This is a genomic window from Pseudomonas sp. AC247 (assembly GCF_979258015.1).
Genome location: NZ_OZ409829.1, coordinates 4,282,265 through 4,300,938 on the forward strand (window position 1 = coordinate 4,282,265; position 18,674 = coordinate 4,300,938).

Here is an 18,674-nt window from a genome sequence, read left to right on the forward strand (position 1 = left end):
TGCGTTTATCGAACAGCTTCCTCAGGCAAACAACTGCGCGCTGAGGTCGCGGCTGGCGCTGAGCAGGCCTGGCAGGAAGCGCTGCTCAAGCTCGGTGCGGCTGACGCGACCGGCGTGGGTGCTGACGTTGAGCGCCGCCACCACTTGGCCCGAAGCGTCGTAGACCGGTACGGCAATCGAGCGCAGGCCTTGCTCCAATTCCTGATCGACGATGCACCAACCCTGCTGCCGCACTTCCTGCAGGCATTCGAGCAACGCCTCGGGGGTGTGGATCGTGCGGCTGGTCTTGGCCACGAGTTCAGCGTGGTCGAGGTATTCGCCGAGCGAGGTGTCGTCGAGTGCCGCCAGCAGGATCCGCCCCATCGACGTGCAATAGGCCGGCAGACGCCCGCCCACCGACAGGTCAACCGAAATCAGCCGTTGCGTGGTCGCCGAACGCGCGATGTAGAGGATGTCGTCGCCCTCTAGCGTGGCCATATTGCAGGCTTCGTGCAGTTGCTCGCTCATGCGGTCGAGGTACGGCTGGGCCGAGACCGCCAGCGGCGTCGAAGACAAGTAGGCATGGCCGAGGGTCAGCACTTTGGGCAGTAACGAGTAGGTGCGTCCGTCGGTGGTGGCGTAGCCGAGTTTGATCAAGGTGTGTAGGCAACGGCGCACGGCCGCGCGGGGAATTTCCGTGCGATGGCTGATTTGCGCGATGGTCAGGTGACGTTTGCGCTCCTGAAACGCCTGCACCACCGCCAGGCCACGGGCCAGCGACGTCATGAAATCCGGATCACCGGTCAGCGCCTGGATCCGTTTGGCCGGCGAGGCGACGATCGGCGGCGCCACGGAGGTGAAGGAATTGCGCATTTGATCGTTCATTTATTGTCCTTTTATCCGGCACAGATCAACGGGCTATACAAACGGCTCGTGGGCAGATGCACAAGCGTCGAGCCATCAACATTGGGCGATTATCGAACCGTCGACCGATAATCGCAATCGACCCGCATGGCTGTCCCCACCATTTGAGACGCTTGTTCAACTTTTACCGGTCAATTGAAACGCGGTTTAGTTCATCGACTAAATGGCGCCAAAAACAGATCGCGGCCAAGTAAACGTTTGCCTGTATTTGAACTACCCCTAAAAGTTGCGCGTCACAAAACAATCACACATCCGGAACCGTTTTTAACTTGGCAAAGATAGTCAATCCTGAATCGACCGCTATAATGCGTTCAGTGGGGCCGCGTTTTTAATCGCCGTGGCCGCCACTTGCTGACGCGATGTCCATCGCCGACAGCCCCGGCCAGCGCCTGACGCTCATCACCCATGTAACGCCAGCGCTTGCTGAAACAGGACACTGAAGCTGCGTCAGTTTTAATCTGGTGCCGTAGCCGCCTGTAACACGGAAGTCTTGATCGCCCGCCGATTTCAGTAATGCCCGCACAGGCGTTGCGATGTCGAGGGGGCTGCTCAATCGATTCGTTGCAGTGCGTTTCACCAGACATTTAACTCAACTCATACAGGTAGCACTGTGACGAAAGACGAACTGCGCGCGGAACTTGAGCGCCAGGAACAACGTTACAAGGAAGTTTACGGCGGGGAAGTCACCACCTACGCCGCTCAACCAGAACCGGAACGCAAGGCATGGCGTAAGCGCCCTACCGTTCAGGATCAGGTCTTCAAGCAGGAAATTGAAAAGATCGAAAAGGAACTCAAAGCCGAAGAGCCTTGAGCCACGGTTTTTCGCATCTTTAAAAGGTCAGCGTACGCACCGGCTACAAGCGCGGTGGAACGACGATGCCTTGCGCGCCCGCTACCCGCGGGCAGCGGCCATCTCCCTGTCTGACAGGCTGAAACCAGACGCCCTACAGGTTTCACAGATATTTCAGACAAGCGTTTGAGCCGTCGATACGCCTGCAAAAACGCCCCGCTCAGAAGTCTTTAATCAATAAAATCAACGACTTGAAAAACCCTGCGCCACGCTTGGTTTTCATCTGCTGCAACAAATTAAATTGAAGAAGAGTGTTACCGATGAGCAGGTAGGGGATCGATTTCGAGACTTTTCTGGCATAATCGCGCCCCCTTACGACCGGGTCAGAAAACCTTCATGATCGATTTATTCAGCGGACTGGATGCTTGGGTGCTTGTGAGCCTCTTGCTCGCCCTGACTTTTGTCCTCGCCTTCGAGTTCATCAATGGATTTCATGACACCGCTAACGCGGTAGCCACTGTTATCTACACCAAAGCCATGCCGCCTCATCTGGCAGTGTTCTTTTCCGGTGTGTTCAATTTCCTCGGCGTGCTGCTGGGTGGCGTTGGCGTGGCGTATGCCATCGTCCATTTGCTGCCGGTGGAACTGCTGATCAATGTGAACACCGGCCATGGTCTGGCGATGGTGTTCTCGTTGCTCGCCGCGGCAATCACCTGGAATCTCGGCACCTGGTACTTCGGTATCCCGGCGTCCAGCTCGCACACGCTGATCGGCTCGATCCTCGGTGTCGGCCTGGCCAATGCCCTGATCAACGATATCCCGTTGGCTGACGGCGTGAACTGGCAGAAAGCGATCGATATCGGCGCCTCGCTGGTGTTCTCGCCAATGGCCGGCTTCCTGATCGCGGCACTGGTGCTGATCGGCCTGAAATGGTGGCGCCCTCTGTCGAAAATGCACAAGACGCCGGAACAGCGCCGCAAGCTTGACGACAAGAAGCACCCACCGTTCTGGAACCGTCTGGTCCTGGTGATCTCGGCCATGGCCGTGAGCTTCGTGCACGGTTCCAACGATGGCCAGAAAGGCATCGGCCTGATCATGCTGGTGTTGATCGGTATCGTTCCGGCGCAGTTCGTTCTCGACCTGAACAGCACCACTTACCAGATCGAACGCACTCGCGATGCCACCCTGCACCTGAGCCAGTTCTACCAGCGCAACGCCGATTCCCTGGGTGAATTCCTGGCCTTGGGCAAAAGCGTGGAAGGCGACCTGCCGGAGAAATTCCGCTGCAACCCGCAGCAGACCGAACCGACCATTTCCGCCCTGCTGCATACGCTCAAAGGTGTCGCGGACTACCACTCGCTGTCCTCGGACAGCCGTGTAGAAGTTCGTCGCTACCTGCTCTGCCTGGACGATACCGCGAAGAAAGTCAGCAAGTTGCCGGTTCTGGATGCCCGTGAAAAGGCTGACCTCGACAAGCTGCGCAAAGACCTGACCACCACCACCGAATACGCGCCGTTCTGGGTGATTCTGGCGGTTGCACTGGCTCTGGGCCTGGGCACCATGGTGGGTTGGAAACGTGTGGTGCTGACCATTGGTGAGAAGATCGGCAAGCAAGGCATGACCTATTCTCAGGGCATGTCGGCGCAGATCACGACGGCCAGTTTGATTGGTCTGGCCAACATCTTCAGTCTGCCGGTGTCGACCACTCACGTTCTGTCTTCGGGCGTGGCGGGCACCATGGTCGCTAACAAGAGCGGTCTGCAGGGTGGCACGGTTCGTACGATTCTCCTGGCATGGGTGTTGACCCTGCCTGCGACGGTTGGGCTGTCGGCCGGGTTGTTCTGGTTGGCTTCGAAGGCTTTGGGTAGTTGATAGATAGCTGTACGTGAAAAAGGCGCGATTCGAGAGGATCGCGCCTTTTTTTGTTTTTGGGGTTTGGGGTTTGGGGGCATATCCGTTGCTGCGGGTGCTGCCGCTGGCGGTTTCGCTCTTACAGCGAGTCCCTTTTTCAAACGCCAAAAAGGAACCAAAAGGCTTTGCCCCGGCGTACGGCACTTCGCTGAGGCTCAGTGTTCCCTCGCTACGGTGTCCATCCGGGGGCATCGCCTACGGTTTGCTGCGCTGCACCTCCTCTCGATGTGTGCGGCTGCGCCGCACGGCGCTGCGCGCCTAACCCCCGGATGAACACCTCCGCTCGGCCTGCCGAAGGGGCAAAAAATCAAAAGCCACATCCAAAGCAGATCAAAAGATCGCAGCCTTCGGCAGCTCCTACATAGGATTTTTCACTTCAAGAGGTTGGTCGGCTGCCAGGCCGCCATCGCTGGCAAGCCAGCTCACACAGGAATTGAGTTCAAACTCAACTACTCGTATCGCTTCGGCTTCTACCACTCAACAGGATGAGCGTTAGCTCGGCTGCGGCTTTTGATCTGTAAGGCGACATCGGAAGGCTGAGTGGAGGGATTGATCCGGGCGTGGGAGCGCAGCGACCGTTTGGCGCAGCCAAACACAGCGAGAGGAGGTGCAGCGAAGCAAACCGTAGGCGCTGCGCCCGGATCGATCCCGGAGCGAAGGTACCCCGAGCCCCAGCGAGCGGGCCGCACGTAGGAGCAAGCCTTTTCGGTTACCTTTTCGGCGTTTGGAAAAGGTGACTCGCCGTAAGGGCGAAACCGCCAGCCGCAACACCCGAAAAAACGGATATTCCCACAAAACAACCCAAAGCCTGGTCGGCCCACAGGCCGCCAAGGCAAAAAAAAGGGGCAACCGAAGTCGCCCCAAAATGCCTTGCGTGCTCATCACTCCAGAAGAATCACTTCTTGCGCTTATTCGCGTCCTTCCAGATAAAAAATCCAAACCCTGCAAAAAACAGAACCATCAGCCCTACAGTCAGGACCCCGGCAAACACCACGTTATCGAAAAACATGACTGGCCTCCTGGCCCCTGCTCTGCTGCGATGGGACTAAGTTACCAAACACACAGGCGCACAAATTGACCGGGATCAATGCCAGCAACGAAGGGAGATAAAGGAGGGGAAATAACTGACCTGCATCAACGGATGCAGGGGGAGATCAACGCTTTTTCGGCTTGTTCTTCGACTTTTTCTTGGCTTTTCCCAGCGGCATGGCCTGCTCGAAAGCCTGTCGCACCTCGTTAAGGCGCTTCTCTTTAATGTCATGCACCCGCTTGGCGCGTTCGGTGCTGAGGTCGATCAGTTTGTCGTCTTGGCTCATGGCGTTCGGAACATCGCTTGAAAGAATCACAACTGCCACATCACCGGCAGGCCTGCGCCAATAATGCAGCCAGACGCCAGCGCTGACCAGCCACCGGCTTAAACGCTGTAAAACAATTCATGTGAACGACAACGGTCAAATCTCGATATCGACCCACAACCCCTGACGCGGCTGGTCTTCCATCAGCGGCACCACCGGCACGGTGTTGTCGGCATTGAGTTCGGTGCCAGGCACCGCCAGATGTTCTTCCGGGTCTTCATCGGCTTCGCGACGACGACGATCGCGCTCCTGCTGGCGGCGCTGTTCTTCGCGCGCCATCAGTCGATCCTCTTCCGGATCGCGATTTTGCAGATCAATCGTGCTTTCGTTGGAGCTTTCCTGCACCGGCACCACCGGAGGAATGTCCGGTCGCTGGCGGATCGGGTCCTGCTGGGAAGTGATCGGCACAGCGCTCAAGGGGAGCATCGGTGGCAACATATAAAGGGTCTCCTGTCTGCAGGCTATCGGCTGCGGCAAAGGCGCCTTGAGCCATCCGTCGCAAATCTGTGACGCACTTGGCACCTGTAGGAGCTGCCGAAGGCTGCGATCTTTTAATGGGACAACACCGATTCCAAGTGTTCCCCAAGATCAAAAGATCGCAGCCTTCGGCAGCTCCTACCCCAGTATTCCTTTGGCCTCAGGGTCGCATTCCGTTAAGATAGCCCGCTTTTTCAAGGTGGGAGTCAGGCAGCATGGCGCAGCAGTATCAACCGGGGCAACGCTGGATCAGTGACAGCGAAGCAGAGCTTGGTTTAGGCACCGTTCTGGCACAGGACGGCCGCTTGTTGACCGTGCTTTACCCGGCCACTGGCGAAACCCGCCAGTACGCGCTACGGAATGCGCCCCTGACCCGTGTGCGATTCTCGCCGGGCGACAGCATCACCCACTTCGAAGGCTGGAAGATGACCGTGCAGCAAGTCGACGATGTCGACGGGCTGATGGTCTACCACGGTCTCAATGGGCAGAACGAAGCCGTCACCCTGCCGGAAACCCAGCTGTCGAACTTCATTCAGTTCCGTCTGGCCAGCGACCGTCTGTTCGCCGGGCAGATCGACCCGCTGGCGTGGTTCTCGCTGCGTTACAACACCCTCGAACACACCAGCCGCCAGCTGCAATCTTCGCTCTGGGGCCTGGGTGGCGTGCGTGCGCAACCGATCGCGCACCAATTGCACATCGCCCGTGAAGTCGCCGACCGCATTGCGCCGCGCGTATTGCTGGCGGACGAAGTGGGTCTGGGTAAAACCATTGAAGCCGGTCTGGTGATCCATCGCCAACTGCTCTCGGGCCGCGCCAACCGCGTGCTGATCCTCGTTCCGGAAAACCTTCAGCACCAGTGGCTGGTCGAGATGCGCCGCCGCTTCAACCTGCAGGTCGCGCTGTTCGACGAAGAACGTTTTATCGAAAGCGATGCCACCAACCCGTTCGAAGACACCCAACTGGCGCTGGTCGCGCTGGAATGGCTGGTCGACGACGAGAAGGCGCAGGACGCTCTGTTCGCCGCCGGTTGGGATCTGCTGGTCGTCGACGAAGCGCATCACCTGGTCTGGCACGAAGAGAAAGCCAGCGCCGAATACTCGCTGGTCGAGCAACTCGCCGAAGTCATCCCGGGCGTGCTGCTGCTCACCGCCACCCCGGAACAGCTCGGTCAGGACAGCCACTTCGCCCGTCTGCGCCTGCTCGATCCAAACCGTTTCCACGACCTGGCCGCGTTCCGCGCCGAGAGCGATAACTATCGCCCGGTGGCCGAAGCCGTGCAGGAACTGCTCGACAAGGGCCGTCTCTCAGCCAAAGCGCACAAAACCATTCAGGGTTTCCTCGGCAACGAAGGCGAAGCCCTGTTGACCGCGGTCAACGATGGCGACACCGAAGCCAGCGCCCGCCTCGTGCGCGAACTGCTCGATCGCCACGGCACCGGCCGCGTGCTGTTCCGTAACACCCGCGCTGCCGTGCAGGGTTTCCCGGAGCGCAAGCTGCATCCGTACCCGCTGCCGTGCCCGGACGAATACCTCGAACTGCCGCTGGGCGAACACGCCGAGCTGTACCCGGAAGTCAGCTTCCAGGCGCAGCCGGACGCCAGCGAAGAAGAACGCTGGTGGAAATTCGACCCGCGCGTCGAGTGGCTGATCGATCAGCTGAAAATGCTCAAGCGCACCAAAGTGCTGGTTATCTGCGCCCACGCCGAAACCGCGATGGATCTGGAAGACGCCCTGCGCGTGCGTTCCGGCATCCCGGCCACAGTATTCCACGAAGGCATGAACATCCTTGAGCGTGACCGCGCTGCTGCGTACTTCGCTGATGAAGAGTTCGGTGCGCAAGTGCTGATCTGCTCGGAAATCGGCAGTGAAGGTCGCAACTTCCAGTTCGCTCACCACCTGGTGCTGTTCGATCTGCCGTCGCACCCGGATCTGCTCGAGCAGCGGATCGGTCGTCTCGACCGGATCGGCCAGAAACACATCATCGAACTGCACGTGCCGTACCTGGAAACCAGCCCGCAAGAGCGCCTGTTCCAGTGGTACCACGAAGCGCTGAACGCGTTCCTCAACACCTGCCCGACCGGCAACGCCTTGCAGCATCAGTTCGGCCCGCGCCTGCTGCCGCTGCTCGAAGAAGCCGACGACAGCGAGTGGCAAGCGCTGATCGACGAAGCGCGCAGCGAGCGCGAGCGTCTGGAAGCCGAGCTGCACACCGGCCGCGACCGTCTGCTGGAGCTCAACTCCGGTGGTGCCGGCGAAGGTGAAGCGCTGGTCGAGGACATCCTTGAGCAAGACGATCAGTTCGCCCTGCCGATCTACATGGAAACCCTGTTCGACGCGTTCGGCATCGACAGCGAAGACCATTCGGAAAACGCGCTGATCCTCAAGCCGAGCGAGAAGATGCTCGACGCCAGTTTCCCGCTGGGCGACGACGAAGGCGTGACCATCACCTACGACCGCAACCAGGCGCTGTCGCGCGAAGACATGCAGTTCATCACCTGGGAACACCCGATGGTGCAGGGCGGCATGGACCTGGTGCTGTCCGGCTCGATGGGCAACACCGCCGTCGCGCTGATCAAGAACAAGGCGTTGAAGCCGGGCACCGTGCTGCTGGAACTGCTGTATGTCAGCGAAGTGGTGGCGCCGCGCTCGCTGCAATTGGGCCGTTACCTGCCGCCGGCCGCCCTGCGCTGCCTGCTGGATGCCAATGGCAACGACCTGTCGGCTCGCGTCTCGTTTGAAACGCTGAACGATCAACTGGAAAGCGTGCCACGCGCCAGCGCCAACAAGTTCATCCAGGCCCAGCGCGATCAGCTGACGCCACGGATCAACGCCGGTGAAGACAAGATCGCCCCGCGTCACGCCGAGCGCGTAGCCGAGGCCCGTCGCCGTCTGGCGGCCGACACCGACGAAGAACTGGCGCGCCTGACCGCGTTGCAAGCGGTCAACCCGACCGTACGTGACAGCGAGCTGGTGGCGTTGCGTGAACAGCGTGAGCAAGGTCTGGCGATGCTGGACAAAGCGGCGTTGCGCCTGGAAGCGATTCGGGTGTTGGTAGCAGGCTAAACCGCCCTGCTCCACGCCTGAAAACAACAAGGCCCGCAGCGATGCGGGCCGATCGTTCCCACGCTCCGCGTGGGAATGCCTCAAGGGACGCTCCGCGTTCCAGCTCTGGAAAGGGACGCAGAGCGTCCCGGCTGCATTCCCACGCAGAGCGTGGGAACGATCAATGCTGATGGCCTCATCGCTGGCAAGCCAGCTCCCACAGGTTTCGGGTTGTTAACAAATTATGTGTACGACTCGGTCACTGTGGGAGCTGGCTTGCCAGCGATGACGGCTAGGCAGTCGCCGCTGCAACTTCTGGCTCAACCACTGCAACCAGCCCCTCCTTCATCCGCTGCGCATCGCGCACAAAACACCGCGCCGCCAGAAACAGAAACACCATGGTCAAAAACAGCGCCACCGGAATCAGGTACATCGCATCATGCAGCCCGACCGCCTTGAACGCCTCGGTCATCTGCTCAGCCCCTGCCGACAACATCGCCGTGTGGGCAAAATGGTCCGACAAGCCACCAACCACCACCGGCCCCAGACCACCGCCCAGCAAATACAACCCGGCAAAGAACAACGCCATCGCCGTCGCCCGCAAACGCGGTTCGACCACGTCCTGAATCGCCGTGTAAACGCAGGTGTAGAAGTTGTAGGCAAACAACCAGCCGACACTGAACACCGCGACAAACACACCGATCTCGATACGCCCGGCATGCAGCGCCCACGCCGTGCACAGCGTCGAAATAATCAGGCTGAACGCCGCGAACAACAGCCGCCCATTGGCCACACGCTGGTGAATCTTGTCGGCAATCCAGCCGCCCAGCGTCAATCCGACCAACCCGGTCACGCCAACAATCACCCCGGTCGCCACCGCCGCTTCCTGCAACGGCATCAGGAAATAACGCTGCAGCATCGGCACCAGAAACGAGTTGCAGGCATAGGTCGCGAAGTTGAAGCACAACCCGGCCATCACCAGCCACAGAAAGGTCGGCACCGCCAGAATCCGCCGGATCGGCCTGTCGACGCGCTCTTGCGAGACCTGCACGGTTTCCGCCGCGCCGCGCTTCGGCTCTTTAATGAAGAACATGAAAATCGCCAGGATCAGCCCCGGCACTGCCGCGATAAAGAACGGCGCGCGCCAGCTGTCGAACGCCTTGACCATCGCGCCGATGGTGAAGAACGCCAGCAACAAGCCCAGCGGCAGACCGAGCATGAAAATGCCCATCGCCCGCGCCCGACGATGCGCCGGGAACAGATCGCCGATCAGCGAGTTGGCCGCCGGTGCGTAGCTGGCCTCACCGATGCCGATGCCCATGCGCACGATCAAAAAGCTCCAGAAGCTGCCGACCAGGCCGTTGACCGCTGTCAGCGCACTCCACGTCGCCAAGCCCCAGCCCATCAGTTTGCGCCGCGAGCCGGTGTCGGCCATACGCCCCAACGGCAGCCCGGCAATCGCGTAAACAATGGTGAATGCGGTACCGACGATCCCCAGTTGAAAGTCGCTGAGGTGCCATTCCATACGGATCGGCTCGATGATGATCGCCGGAATGGTGCGGTCGAAGAAGTTGAACAGGTTGGCGAGAAACAGCAGGAACAGAATGCGCCAGGCATTCGCCGCTTGGGTCGAGTTCTGCATGGGTCCGTCTCTTTATTGTTATAGGGCTTCACTGCCAACGCATCCGAGCCCGGAACCTGCAATCTAGTCAGCCCGTCGGAAGCTGTCTGTGATCATTCGTCTGCCTGATATCGGGCCATGCCACTGTAACGAAACGTAAGCCCTTGATAAGTCTGCAATCCCCCGAAAACCGGGGCTTCTACCGCAAAATCCTGGCACAAAAAAATAGTTTCGCGCCCCCCTTCCCAAGTCCGTGGCGAAGCCTAGAATAGCCGCCGGATCCGTCCGGATTCGCCGATCAATCCCTTTGATGCCCTCCCCATGTCCGAAGTCAGTCCGTGTCTGAATTGCGGTGCCTGTTGTTCCCATTTTCGTGTGTCTTTTTTCTGGGGTGAATGCGCTTCCTCCGGTGGCACGGTGCCCGATGAACTGGTCACGCAGATCAGCCCGAGCCGGGTGGCGATGAACGGCACCGACTGTAAATCGCCGCGTTGCACGGCGTTGGTCGGCGAAGTCGGCAGCGAGGTGAAATGCTCGATTTATGAATTGCGCTCCAGCCCCTGCCGCGAATTCGAGTCGTCATGGGAAAACGGCGAACAGAATGTCGATTGCGACAAGGCCCGGGCGCGTTTCGGCCTGCCGCCGCTGCAACCGGACTGGGCGCAAATTCCTTTCGACCAGAGCGCCTGACTCTATTAGTGCCAAACGCTATGGTGCTAATGCCGAAATCGTTAGCGCCAATATGCCACTACCGCATTCACCCCAGAAACCGCCTCTATACTCCAGTCATTCGCCTGCGTTGACGACGCAGTAAGGACGACTTCAGAGACGGGGCATGCTATGGAGTGGCTTGGTTTACAGTTTGTTACCGAGCTGCCGGAGAGCGGGCAGGTCATCCTCGATTGCACACACAATCCCTTGCTGGTGCTGGTGGCTTATCTGGTCGCTTGCGCCGCCAGTTTCGCCACCCTCGACATGGCCGAGCGGGTGGGCCACGCCGAAGATCCACGTTCGCAACGGGTGTGGCGCTGGATCGGCGCCACCTGCCTGGCCGGCGGCATCTGGGCCATGCACTTCATTGGCATGCTGGCGTTCCAGGCGCCGATCGACATCCAGTACGACCTGCCCATTACCCTGTTTTCCTTGCTGATCGCCCTGCTTGCCTCATGGCTGGCCATGCACACGCTGAGCGAGGCCCGTCCCAGCCGGGTGCTGTACCTGAAAACCGCCGTCGTCATCGGCCTGGGGATTGCCGGCATGCATTACGTCGGCATGACGGCCATGCAGTCGAGCGCCGTCGCTTACTATGACCCCGGCCTGTTTGCGCTGTCGGTGGTCATTGCCATCGGCGCCAGTTTCGCCGCGCTGTGGGTGGCGGGTTACCTTCGCGAAGGCAGCGGCCTGTTTCATCAGATGCTCAAATACAGCGCCGCGCTGATCCTCGGCGCCGGCATTTTCAGCATGCACTTCACCGGGATGGCCGCGTTGCACCTGGTCTTGCCTGAAGGCAGCGTGCCGGCGATAGCGGTCGAAACCAGCCATATGCAGTTGGGCCTGACGGTCGCGTTGATCACCCTGTTGATACTCGGCAGCGCGGTCAGCGCCGCGCTGGCTGACAAGAAACTGCAGAGCAAGGAACACGACCTGCGCCGGGTCAATGCCTTGCTCAGCCAGCTCGACCAGGCGCGCATGTCGCTGCAGCAAGTGGCCAACTACGACGCCCTGACCAACCTGATCAACCGTCGCGGCTTTAACCAGATCTTCGCCGAGAAACTCAGCCAGAAAACCACCGAGGGCGGCATGCTCGCGGTGATGTTTCTCGACATCGACCACTTCAAACGGATCAACGACAGCCTCGGCCATGACGCCGGTGACGAGTTGCTCAAAGTCATCGCCCAACACATCAAAGGCTCGGTACGCAGCCATGAAGACGTGGTCGCGCGCTTCGGTGGCGATGAGTTCTGCATCCTGATCAGCCTGCGTGATCGTGAAGAGGCGCGCAACATGGCCCAGCGCATCATGCTCAAGATGAAGGAGCCGATCGAATTGGCCGGGCGGCGCATGGTCATGACCACCAGCATTGGCATCAGTCTGTTTCCGGAGGACGGCACCACCTGCGAAGAACTGCTCAAGCACGCCGATCTGGCGCTGTATCAATCCAAAGGGGCGGGACGCAACGGCCTGCACTTTTTCAATTCCAACCTGAAAAACCGCGCCACCCTGGAACTGCAACTCGAGGAAGAACTGCGCCACGCCCTGCGCGAAGAAAACGGTTTGATGCTCTATTACCAGCCGATCTTCGAACTGAAAACCGGCCGCGTTACCAAGCTCGAAGCGTTGATCCGCTGGCAACACCCGCTGCACGGTTTGCTGACCCCGGATCGCTTTATCAGCATCGCCGAGAACAATGGTCTGATCGCCGAGCTGGATAACTGGGTATTGCGCCGGGCCTGCAAAGACCTCGGCGAGCTCTCGCGCCATGGCTGCGAAGAACTGAAAATCGCCTGGAACTGCTCGCCCCTCAATCTTGCCCGCGAGGAGCTGGCCCTCGAGATTGAAAGTGCGCTGCGCACCGCCGGTGTTGCACCGGAACGCCTGGAACTGGAAGTCACCGAGAATGCGCTGATGGGCAACATCGCCAACACCCTGGTGTTGCTGCGACAGATCCGAGCCCTCGGCGTGTCGCTGTCGATCGATGACTTTGGTACCGGTTATTCATCGCTGGCGTACCTGAAGCGCCTGCCGCTGAACACACTGAAGATCGACCGTTCGTTCATCATCGACATTCCCAATGCCACGGCGGACATGGAGATCGTCCAGGCGATCATCGTCATGGCGCACACCCTGCATTTGCAGGTGGTCACCGAAGGCGTGGAAAGCCTGGAGCAGTACGAATTTCTCGAGCGTTCGGGCTGCGATTTCATTCAGGGTTACCTGCTCAGCCGCCCGGTGCCGCTGGAGGAGCTGCGCCCGGTGCTGGAAGAAATCAATCAGCGCAAACATGCCCATACGGTCAATCCGTTGATTCTGGCGCGCGGTACATTTGCACCAATGTTGCTGGATCCTGCGCCAAAAAGCCCTGCGCCCCATGCAGGCGCATCAGTTGTGCGGCCAATCCGCTGATGGGTGTCGCTGAACCCTGTTCGCGGGAGAATTTCACGGCGGTGTCGAGGTCCTTGAGCAAGGTGCGCACGTGCCATTTGATCGGCTCGAAGCGGCTTTCAGCCATTTGCGGGGCGAGGATCTGCAGTGGTTTGGAATCGGCAAAACCGCCGGCCAGCGCTTCAGCAATCAGGCTCGCATCAACCCCGGCCTGCTCGGCCAGCGCCACTACTTCGGCAATCACCAAGGCATTGCAGGCAACGATCATCTGGTTACAGGCCTTGGTCACCTGCCCGGCGCCGACACCGCCCATGTGCGTCACGCGCTGACCGAGATTGAGCAGCACCGGGCGCACGTGCTGAAGATCTGCCGCATCGCCACCGACCATGATCGCCAGACTGCCCGCTTCGGCGCCGACCACGCCGCCGGACACCGGAGAATCCAGCCAGGCCATGCCGCTGTTCTCGGCCAGTTGCGCCGCCATCTCGCGCGTGGCGGTCGGTTCGAGGCTGGAAAAATCCACCAGCAGCTGGCCGTTTTTCGCGCCTTCGGCAATACCGCCAGCGCCAAACACCACCTCACGCACCACCGCCGTATCGGCCAGGCACAACATCACGATGTCCGCGTGTTCGCACAAATCGGCGGGACGCGCCACCTGCCGGGCACCGGCTTCGACCAGCGGCGCGCACTTGGCCGGGTTGCGATTCCACACGGTCAGCGGATAACCCGCCGCCAACAGACGCCGGCACATGGGCAGCCCCATCAGACCGATTCCGGCGAACCCCAACGAAGGTAGCGTTGACATCATTTTGCCTCTTTTCGATTAAAGATCGCCGAATAATGGCCGATTCATCAACGATCAGGAAAGGATTCCCCCCAGCGACACTCAGGCCAAATCCCTGACGCTCGGGCTCAATACGCGCAAAAAAAGACGCGAGATCTTATTCCGTGAGGTTCGCAGGCATCGGCCAGCGCACCAACCCAGTCCAGGTATATGGCGCACAATGACTTCTAAAAACAATCCCCCCAGTGCGGTATCCGATCTGACTTTGAGCCCCGCCGCCAACAGCCCGTCATCGTCGAAGCCATTGGTCCCGTCGCGCCCGCTGTCGACCCAGCAATACCTGTACTTCACCGAAACCAATACCGACCGTATCCTCGACAATCTCGACGGCCTGCGTGATCTGGTGTTCCCGCGCCCGCCGCACCTGGAAGGCGATAACGAACAGCACAACGATCAGGAATTTCCATCGGTGTGCCTGATCGGCCTCGGTCGCTGCGGCTCCAACATCGCCCTCGACGTCGCGGAGCTGGTGTACAACGCGCGCAAGTTCTACCTCAACGAATTCAACAACGAAGACCGTGCGGCGGATCGCCGATCGGCCGACAAGGGCTACAGCCCGGCGCAGTGGATCAAGAACAACCTGCGCATCGGCAACAACAAGGCGAGCAAACCGGTGTTCCTGGTCGAGCCGCTGGTGATGCTCGGCGACCTCGACAAAGACATTGCCGGGCGTATTCGTTTCTCGCGCAAGGGCGAAAAAAGCGGTTTCCTGCGTGACTACAGCAAAATGAAGATCATGGACTTGTCCGAAGTCCACGCCGGCGGCGCCGGTAACGCGCCGATCCTCGGCCAGTATCTGGCGAAGATCATCCTCAACAAGGACACCCAGCGCTTCTCCAGCCCTGACTGGAAAATGATCCACTCGTACCTGATTGACAGTTGCGGCATCAAGGCCAACCAGTCGCGCCTGTATTTCTCGATCTTCAGTGCCGGCGGCGGTACCGGTTCGGGCATGGCCTCGGAGTTCGGCCTGGCCCAGCAGCACTCGTACATGAACAAGACGTTCGACACCAAGCCGATGGACGAACATGACGGCAAGAGCGGTCATTCGTTCGTCTTCGAGCCGATCTTCACCAGCGGCATCTGCGTGCTGCCGAATATTTCCGATCACCGCAGCGAAATGTCCGAGGCGCTGCACATCAACGCCGGTCGCCTGCTGTGTAAATACCTCTCGGAAGAATGGGATTTCTCCTACAACTTCGCCAACGAAGACAGTAGCGAAGCCAGCGTCATGGGCCGTATCCGCCCATGGAACGCAATGATGCTGATCTCCAACGACATCATGCGTTACGCCGAAGAAAGCGATGATGGCAACATCCAGAACATTGATGTCAATGCGATGGAGAAGCACGCCAACCAATACATCTCGCAGCAGATCTTCAACATTCTGACGGCGCAGGCAGTCACCACTGACTACGATCAGAACTATTTCCGCCGCGCCGGCATCGACATCGGTGAGACCATTCGCCTCGACGCCAACGACCTGTTCATGAGTCTGGCCGGCCCGGTGGCGATTGCCTACGCCGAATCGGTGGTGCCGGAAACGCCGCCGCCGAGCAGCGACAAATTCAAGGTGTTCGACAAAGAGCCGCAACGCCTGAACATCGACGACCTGTTCTTCCGTTCGATCGACCTGCCGCATTTCAACAAGGTCACGCAGGCGATTGAAGGCATCAGCCTGCTGCCGATCGAATCCAAGCGTTATCGCGCTTCGCTTGAGCAGTACAAGAATTCCGGTTATGACGCTGCGGCGCTGCACGACCTGCACTTCTTCAAGAACTGCTCGTCGGTGGTCTCGATCGTCTCGCTGCCGAAAGACTACAAACTGTCGTACATGGACCTGAACCGGTTGAAGACCCACCTCAACAGCCTGTTCCCGAATACCACGCTCAAGCGTTACGCGCTGGTGATCGGCGCCTCGGCCAACCTGTCGCTGACCACATTGATCGCGAAGAGCCCGTGCCTGTCGGATGATTTCCTGACCCTGATCGTCGCGTTCATCAAGCGCTGCTTCGCGAAGAACCCGTACCGTTTCGACGAGACCCTGGACAACTCGATCCTCGATTTCATCATCAACGAAGAGTTCGACGAAGACCGCATCGACGACCTGCTCAATGAGTTCGAAAACCCGGCGAAGATCCTCGACACCAACTGGTACGCGATCAAGCCGATGTACGAGAAGAAGTACCGCGAGCTGATCAACGACAAAGAGAAATTCGTCTCGATCAACGACATTCGTTTGTCGCGTGATTGTGTGAAGAAGTCGATCAAATACTTGCGCGAGATCTATCGTCACCGGATTGGCAAGACCAAGGTTATTTCGCTGAATAACCATACCGGGAAGTCGTTCTCGGTCTGATCCGGGACCGAGTCGCGGCAATCGCGAGCAGGCTCACTCCTACAATTGGAATGCGTTCCCCTGTAGGAGTGAGCCTGCTCGCGATGAGGCCTTTTCAGACGACAGAAATCTTAAATCCAATATCCAGAAACAATTAAGCAGCCGTTAGGCTGCTTACTAAACTGTTCCCGTTACGTTTACGTCACCGTGATGCCACCCTCGCCTGTGGTGTTTCTCTACGGCAACGTGCCATCACGCTACTCCGCTACACACTTTTCGCTGATGACCGGTCGCACCATCAAGGTGCGACGTCGGCGGCGACTGCCCTTTCCTGGATCAGAATCCACGGCGAAACCACCACCGCCCACAACGCCGGATCGCGCTCGAAAAGATCCAGCGCCCGCGTTTCAGACAGCTTGGCGACTTTGTCTTCGGCCAGCCAGGCGGCCACTTTCTCGCCTTCATCCGAAGCCACGGCCTCGGCGGCCGCGATCAGATCCAGCGCAGGGTCGACCCACAATAGGGCACCCTTGGCGAAGAACGGCTCCAGCTCTTTCCAGGTAATAGATGCGGTTTCACCAAGCAGCTTGGCATAGAGGGTGCTAGGTTCTTGATTCATGGGAACTGTCCGGAGAAGAAATCGACGCGAATGATAACGTCGGTGGTCCGCCAGAAAAACCCGGTTGCAAATGGCTTTACCGAACGAAAAGAGCAGGAACGCCAAGGAATGCTGTTGATTGGGATATATGCCCACGAACGCCCCGCCGCAATTCTGTCTTTTTAATTCAAAAATGCGACACCCCCAAGTTTTGCCCCTCGGCGCCCGCTTCCCAGGCCAACAACCGGCGCTCTACACTGTACCGGTACAGTTGCCGGGGGCATTTCCGGAGGGTATCGCAAAGATATCTGACCCGGTTCTGCTGCTACGGCGCCAGAACTCAAAAAAAATTACAACAGTAAGAGTGGAGCACTATGACTAAGGCTACTAAGCAGATTTCCAAACTGTTTGCCGCTATGGTTCTGGCCGGGGTTGCCAGCCATTCGTTCGCAGCTGACACCATCAAAATCGGTATCGCCGGCCCTAAGACCGGTCCAGTAGCCCAATACGGCGACATGCAGTTCAGTGGCGCAAAAATGGCCATCGAACAAATCAACGCCAAGGGCGGCGTCGACGGCAAGAAACTCGAAGCCGTTGAATACGACGATGCCTGCGATCCGAAACAAGCGGTAGCGGTCGCGAACAAGGTCGTCAACGACGGCGTCAAGTTCGTCGTCGGTCACCTGTGCTCCAGCTCCACTCAACCGGCTTCGGACATCTACGAAGACGAAGGCGTGATCATGATCACCCCGGCTGCCACCAGCCCGGACATCACCGCCCGTGGTTACAAAATGGTCTTCCGTACCATCGGTCTGGACAGCGCCCAGGGCCCTGCCGCCGGTAACTACATTGCCGATCACGTGAAACCGAAAATCGTTGCTGTGCTGCACGACAAGCAACAATACGGTGAAGGCATCGCCACCGCCGTCAAAGCCACCCTCGAGAAGAAAGGCACCAAGGTTGCCGTGTTCGAAGGCGTCAACGCCGGCGACAAGGACTTCTCCTCGATCATCGCCAAGCTCAAGCAAGCCAACGTCGACTTCGTTTACTACGGCGGCTATCACCCGGAGCTGGGCCTGATCCTGCGTCAGGCGGCTGAAAAAGGCCTGAAAGCCAAGTTCATGGGTCCGGAAGGCGTGGGTAACGACTCGATTTCGCAGATCGCCAAAGACGCTTCCGAAGGTCTGCTGGTAACCCTGCCGAAATCCTTCGACCAGGATCCGGCCAACATCGCCCTGGCAGATGCCTTCAAGGCGAAGAAAGAAGATCCGAGCGGCCCGTTCGTGTTCCCTTCCTACTCGGCGGTTGAAGTGATTGCCGGCGGTATCACCGCGGCCAAATCCGAAGACCCGGCCAAAGTGGCCGAAGCCATTCACGCCGGCACCTTCAAGACCCCGACTGGCGACCTGAGCTTCGACGCCAAGGGTGACCTGAAGGACTTCAAATTTGTGGTTTACGAGTGGCACTTCGGCAAACCAAAAACTGAAGTTTCGCCTCAGTAAGGCGCGCCCTGACTGACTGCCAATAAAGCCCACGGCGTGCCGTGGGCTTTGTTTTACGAATGTATGGGCCGCGCTGGCGTGATCCGCCAGTCTCCCCACCTGAAAATCTCAAAACCGTCATCAGCGGTTCGCTGGCAAAACCCGGATTCGAAGTGGATATAGATCCACGGGGCCGGGCGGGAAAATGACTCC

Annotated in this window: 14 protein-coding genes; 7 read left to right on the forward strand and 7 right to left on the reverse strand. The window is 59.1% G+C overall.

Features of this window, described 5'->3' with window-relative positions; all coding sequences use genetic code 11:
• Window positions 1-21: 21 nt before the first annotated feature.
• Window positions 22-864: a pca regulon transcriptional regulator PcaR gene (gene pcaR, locus ACZZ0B_RS19445; protein WP_008080069.1), complete on the reverse strand. Its 843-nt coding sequence runs from the start codon at window positions 862-864 to the stop codon at window positions 22-24.
• 649 nt (window positions 865-1,513) lie between these two features.
• Between pcaR and ACZZ0B_RS19450 the strand changes: the two genes are divergently transcribed.
• Window positions 1,514-1,714 carry a hypothetical protein gene (locus tag ACZZ0B_RS19450; RefSeq protein ID WP_008080067.1) on the forward strand — a complete coding sequence of 67 codons (201 nt, stop codon included), beginning with the start codon at window positions 1,514-1,516 and terminating at the stop codon, window positions 1,712-1,714.
• A 375-nt stretch (window positions 1,715-2,089) separates the two neighbouring features.
• Window positions 2,090-3,565: an inorganic phosphate transporter gene (locus ACZZ0B_RS19455; protein WP_158829284.1), complete on the forward strand. Its 1,476-nt coding sequence runs from the start codon at window positions 2,090-2,092 to the stop codon at window positions 3,563-3,565.
• Window positions 3,566-4,499: 934 nt separating this feature from the next.
• Here ACZZ0B_RS19455 and ccoM read toward each other — a convergent pair.
• The 3 genes from ccoM to ACZZ0B_RS19470 all read right to left on the reverse strand — a co-directional run bounded on the left by ccoM (window position 4,500) and on the right by ACZZ0B_RS19470 (window position 5,397).
• Window positions 4,500-4,613: a cytochrome c oxidase subunit CcoM gene (gene ccoM / locus ACZZ0B_RS19460; RefSeq protein WP_003222396.1), complete on the reverse strand. Its 114-nt coding sequence runs from the start codon at window positions 4,611-4,613 to the stop codon at window positions 4,500-4,502.
• Window positions 4,614-4,758: 145 nt separating this feature from the next.
• Complete coding sequence (locus tag ACZZ0B_RS19465) at window positions 4,759-4,920, reverse strand: hypothetical protein (RefSeq protein ID WP_007918490.1); 162 nt, start codon at window positions 4,918-4,920, stop codon at window positions 4,759-4,761.
• A gap of 135 nt (window positions 4,921-5,055) precedes the next feature.
• Complete coding sequence (locus ACZZ0B_RS19470; protein WP_008082237.1) at window positions 5,056-5,397, reverse strand: hypothetical protein; 342 nt, start codon at window positions 5,395-5,397, stop codon at window positions 5,056-5,058.
• Between the two features lie 254 nt (window positions 5,398-5,651).
• Between ACZZ0B_RS19470 and rapA the strand changes: the two genes are divergently transcribed.
• Complete coding sequence (gene rapA / locus ACZZ0B_RS19475; RefSeq protein ID WP_463546027.1) at window positions 5,652-8,498, forward strand: RNA polymerase-associated protein RapA; 2,847 nt, start codon at window positions 5,652-5,654, stop codon at window positions 8,496-8,498.
• A gap of 271 nt (window positions 8,499-8,769) precedes the next feature.
• Here rapA and ACZZ0B_RS19480 read toward each other — a convergent pair whose 3' ends face one another.
• Window positions 8,770-10,119 carry a spinster family MFS transporter gene (locus ACZZ0B_RS19480; RefSeq protein ID WP_008082239.1) on the reverse strand — a complete coding sequence of 450 codons (1,350 nt, stop codon included), beginning with the start codon at window positions 10,117-10,119 and terminating at the stop codon, window positions 8,770-8,772.
• Window positions 10,120-10,419: 300 nt separating this feature from the next.
• Here ACZZ0B_RS19480 and ACZZ0B_RS19485 point away from each other — a divergent pair, with 300 nt between their 5' ends.
• Together ACZZ0B_RS19485 and ACZZ0B_RS19490 are read left to right on the forward strand one after the other, a co-directional pair.
• Window positions 10,420-10,788, forward strand: a complete 369-nt coding sequence (locus ACZZ0B_RS19485; protein WP_008082241.1) for a YkgJ family cysteine cluster protein — start codon at window positions 10,420-10,422, stop codon at window positions 10,786-10,788.
• A gap of 150 nt (window positions 10,789-10,938) precedes the next feature.
• On the forward strand, window positions 10,939-13,221 hold the full coding sequence (locus ACZZ0B_RS19490) for a putative bifunctional diguanylate cyclase/phosphodiesterase (RefSeq protein ID WP_463546028.1): 2,283 nt from the start codon (window positions 10,939-10,941) through the stop codon (window positions 13,219-13,221).
• On the opposite strand, the gene ACZZ0B_RS19495 is transcribed toward ACZZ0B_RS19490, so the two are convergent.
• The gene (locus ACZZ0B_RS19495) at window positions 13,112-14,008 is read right to left on the reverse strand and encodes an NAD(P)-dependent oxidoreductase (RefSeq protein ID WP_463546029.1); all 897 of its coding nucleotides are present in this window, start codon (window positions 14,006-14,008) and stop codon (window positions 13,112-13,114) included. The two genes, ACZZ0B_RS19490 and ACZZ0B_RS19495, sit on opposite strands and share 110 nt — an antisense overlap.
• Window positions 14,009-14,204: 196 nt before the next feature.
• Between ACZZ0B_RS19495 and ACZZ0B_RS19500 the strand changes: the two genes are divergently transcribed.
• The gene (locus ACZZ0B_RS19500) at window positions 14,205-16,403 is read left to right on the forward strand and encodes a hypothetical protein (RefSeq protein WP_463546030.1); all 2,199 of its coding nucleotides are present in this window, start codon (window positions 14,205-14,207) and stop codon (window positions 16,401-16,403) included.
• Window positions 16,404-16,680: 277 nt separating this feature from the next.
• On the opposite strand, the gene ACZZ0B_RS19505 is transcribed toward ACZZ0B_RS19500, so the two are convergent.
• A complete protein-coding gene (locus tag ACZZ0B_RS19505) occupies window positions 16,681-17,001 on the reverse strand; it encodes a DUF2288 domain-containing protein (protein WP_008082246.1) in 321 nt (106 codons plus the stop codon).
• A 353-nt stretch (window positions 17,002-17,354) separates the two neighbouring features.
• Here ACZZ0B_RS19505 and ACZZ0B_RS19510 point away from each other — a divergent pair, with 353 nt between their 5' ends.
• On the forward strand, window positions 17,355-18,482 hold the full coding sequence (locus ACZZ0B_RS19510; protein WP_008082248.1) for a branched-chain amino acid ABC transporter substrate-binding protein: 1,128 nt from the start codon (window positions 17,355-17,357) through the stop codon (window positions 18,480-18,482).
• The last annotated feature ends 192 nt before the right edge of the window (window positions 18,483-18,674 follow it).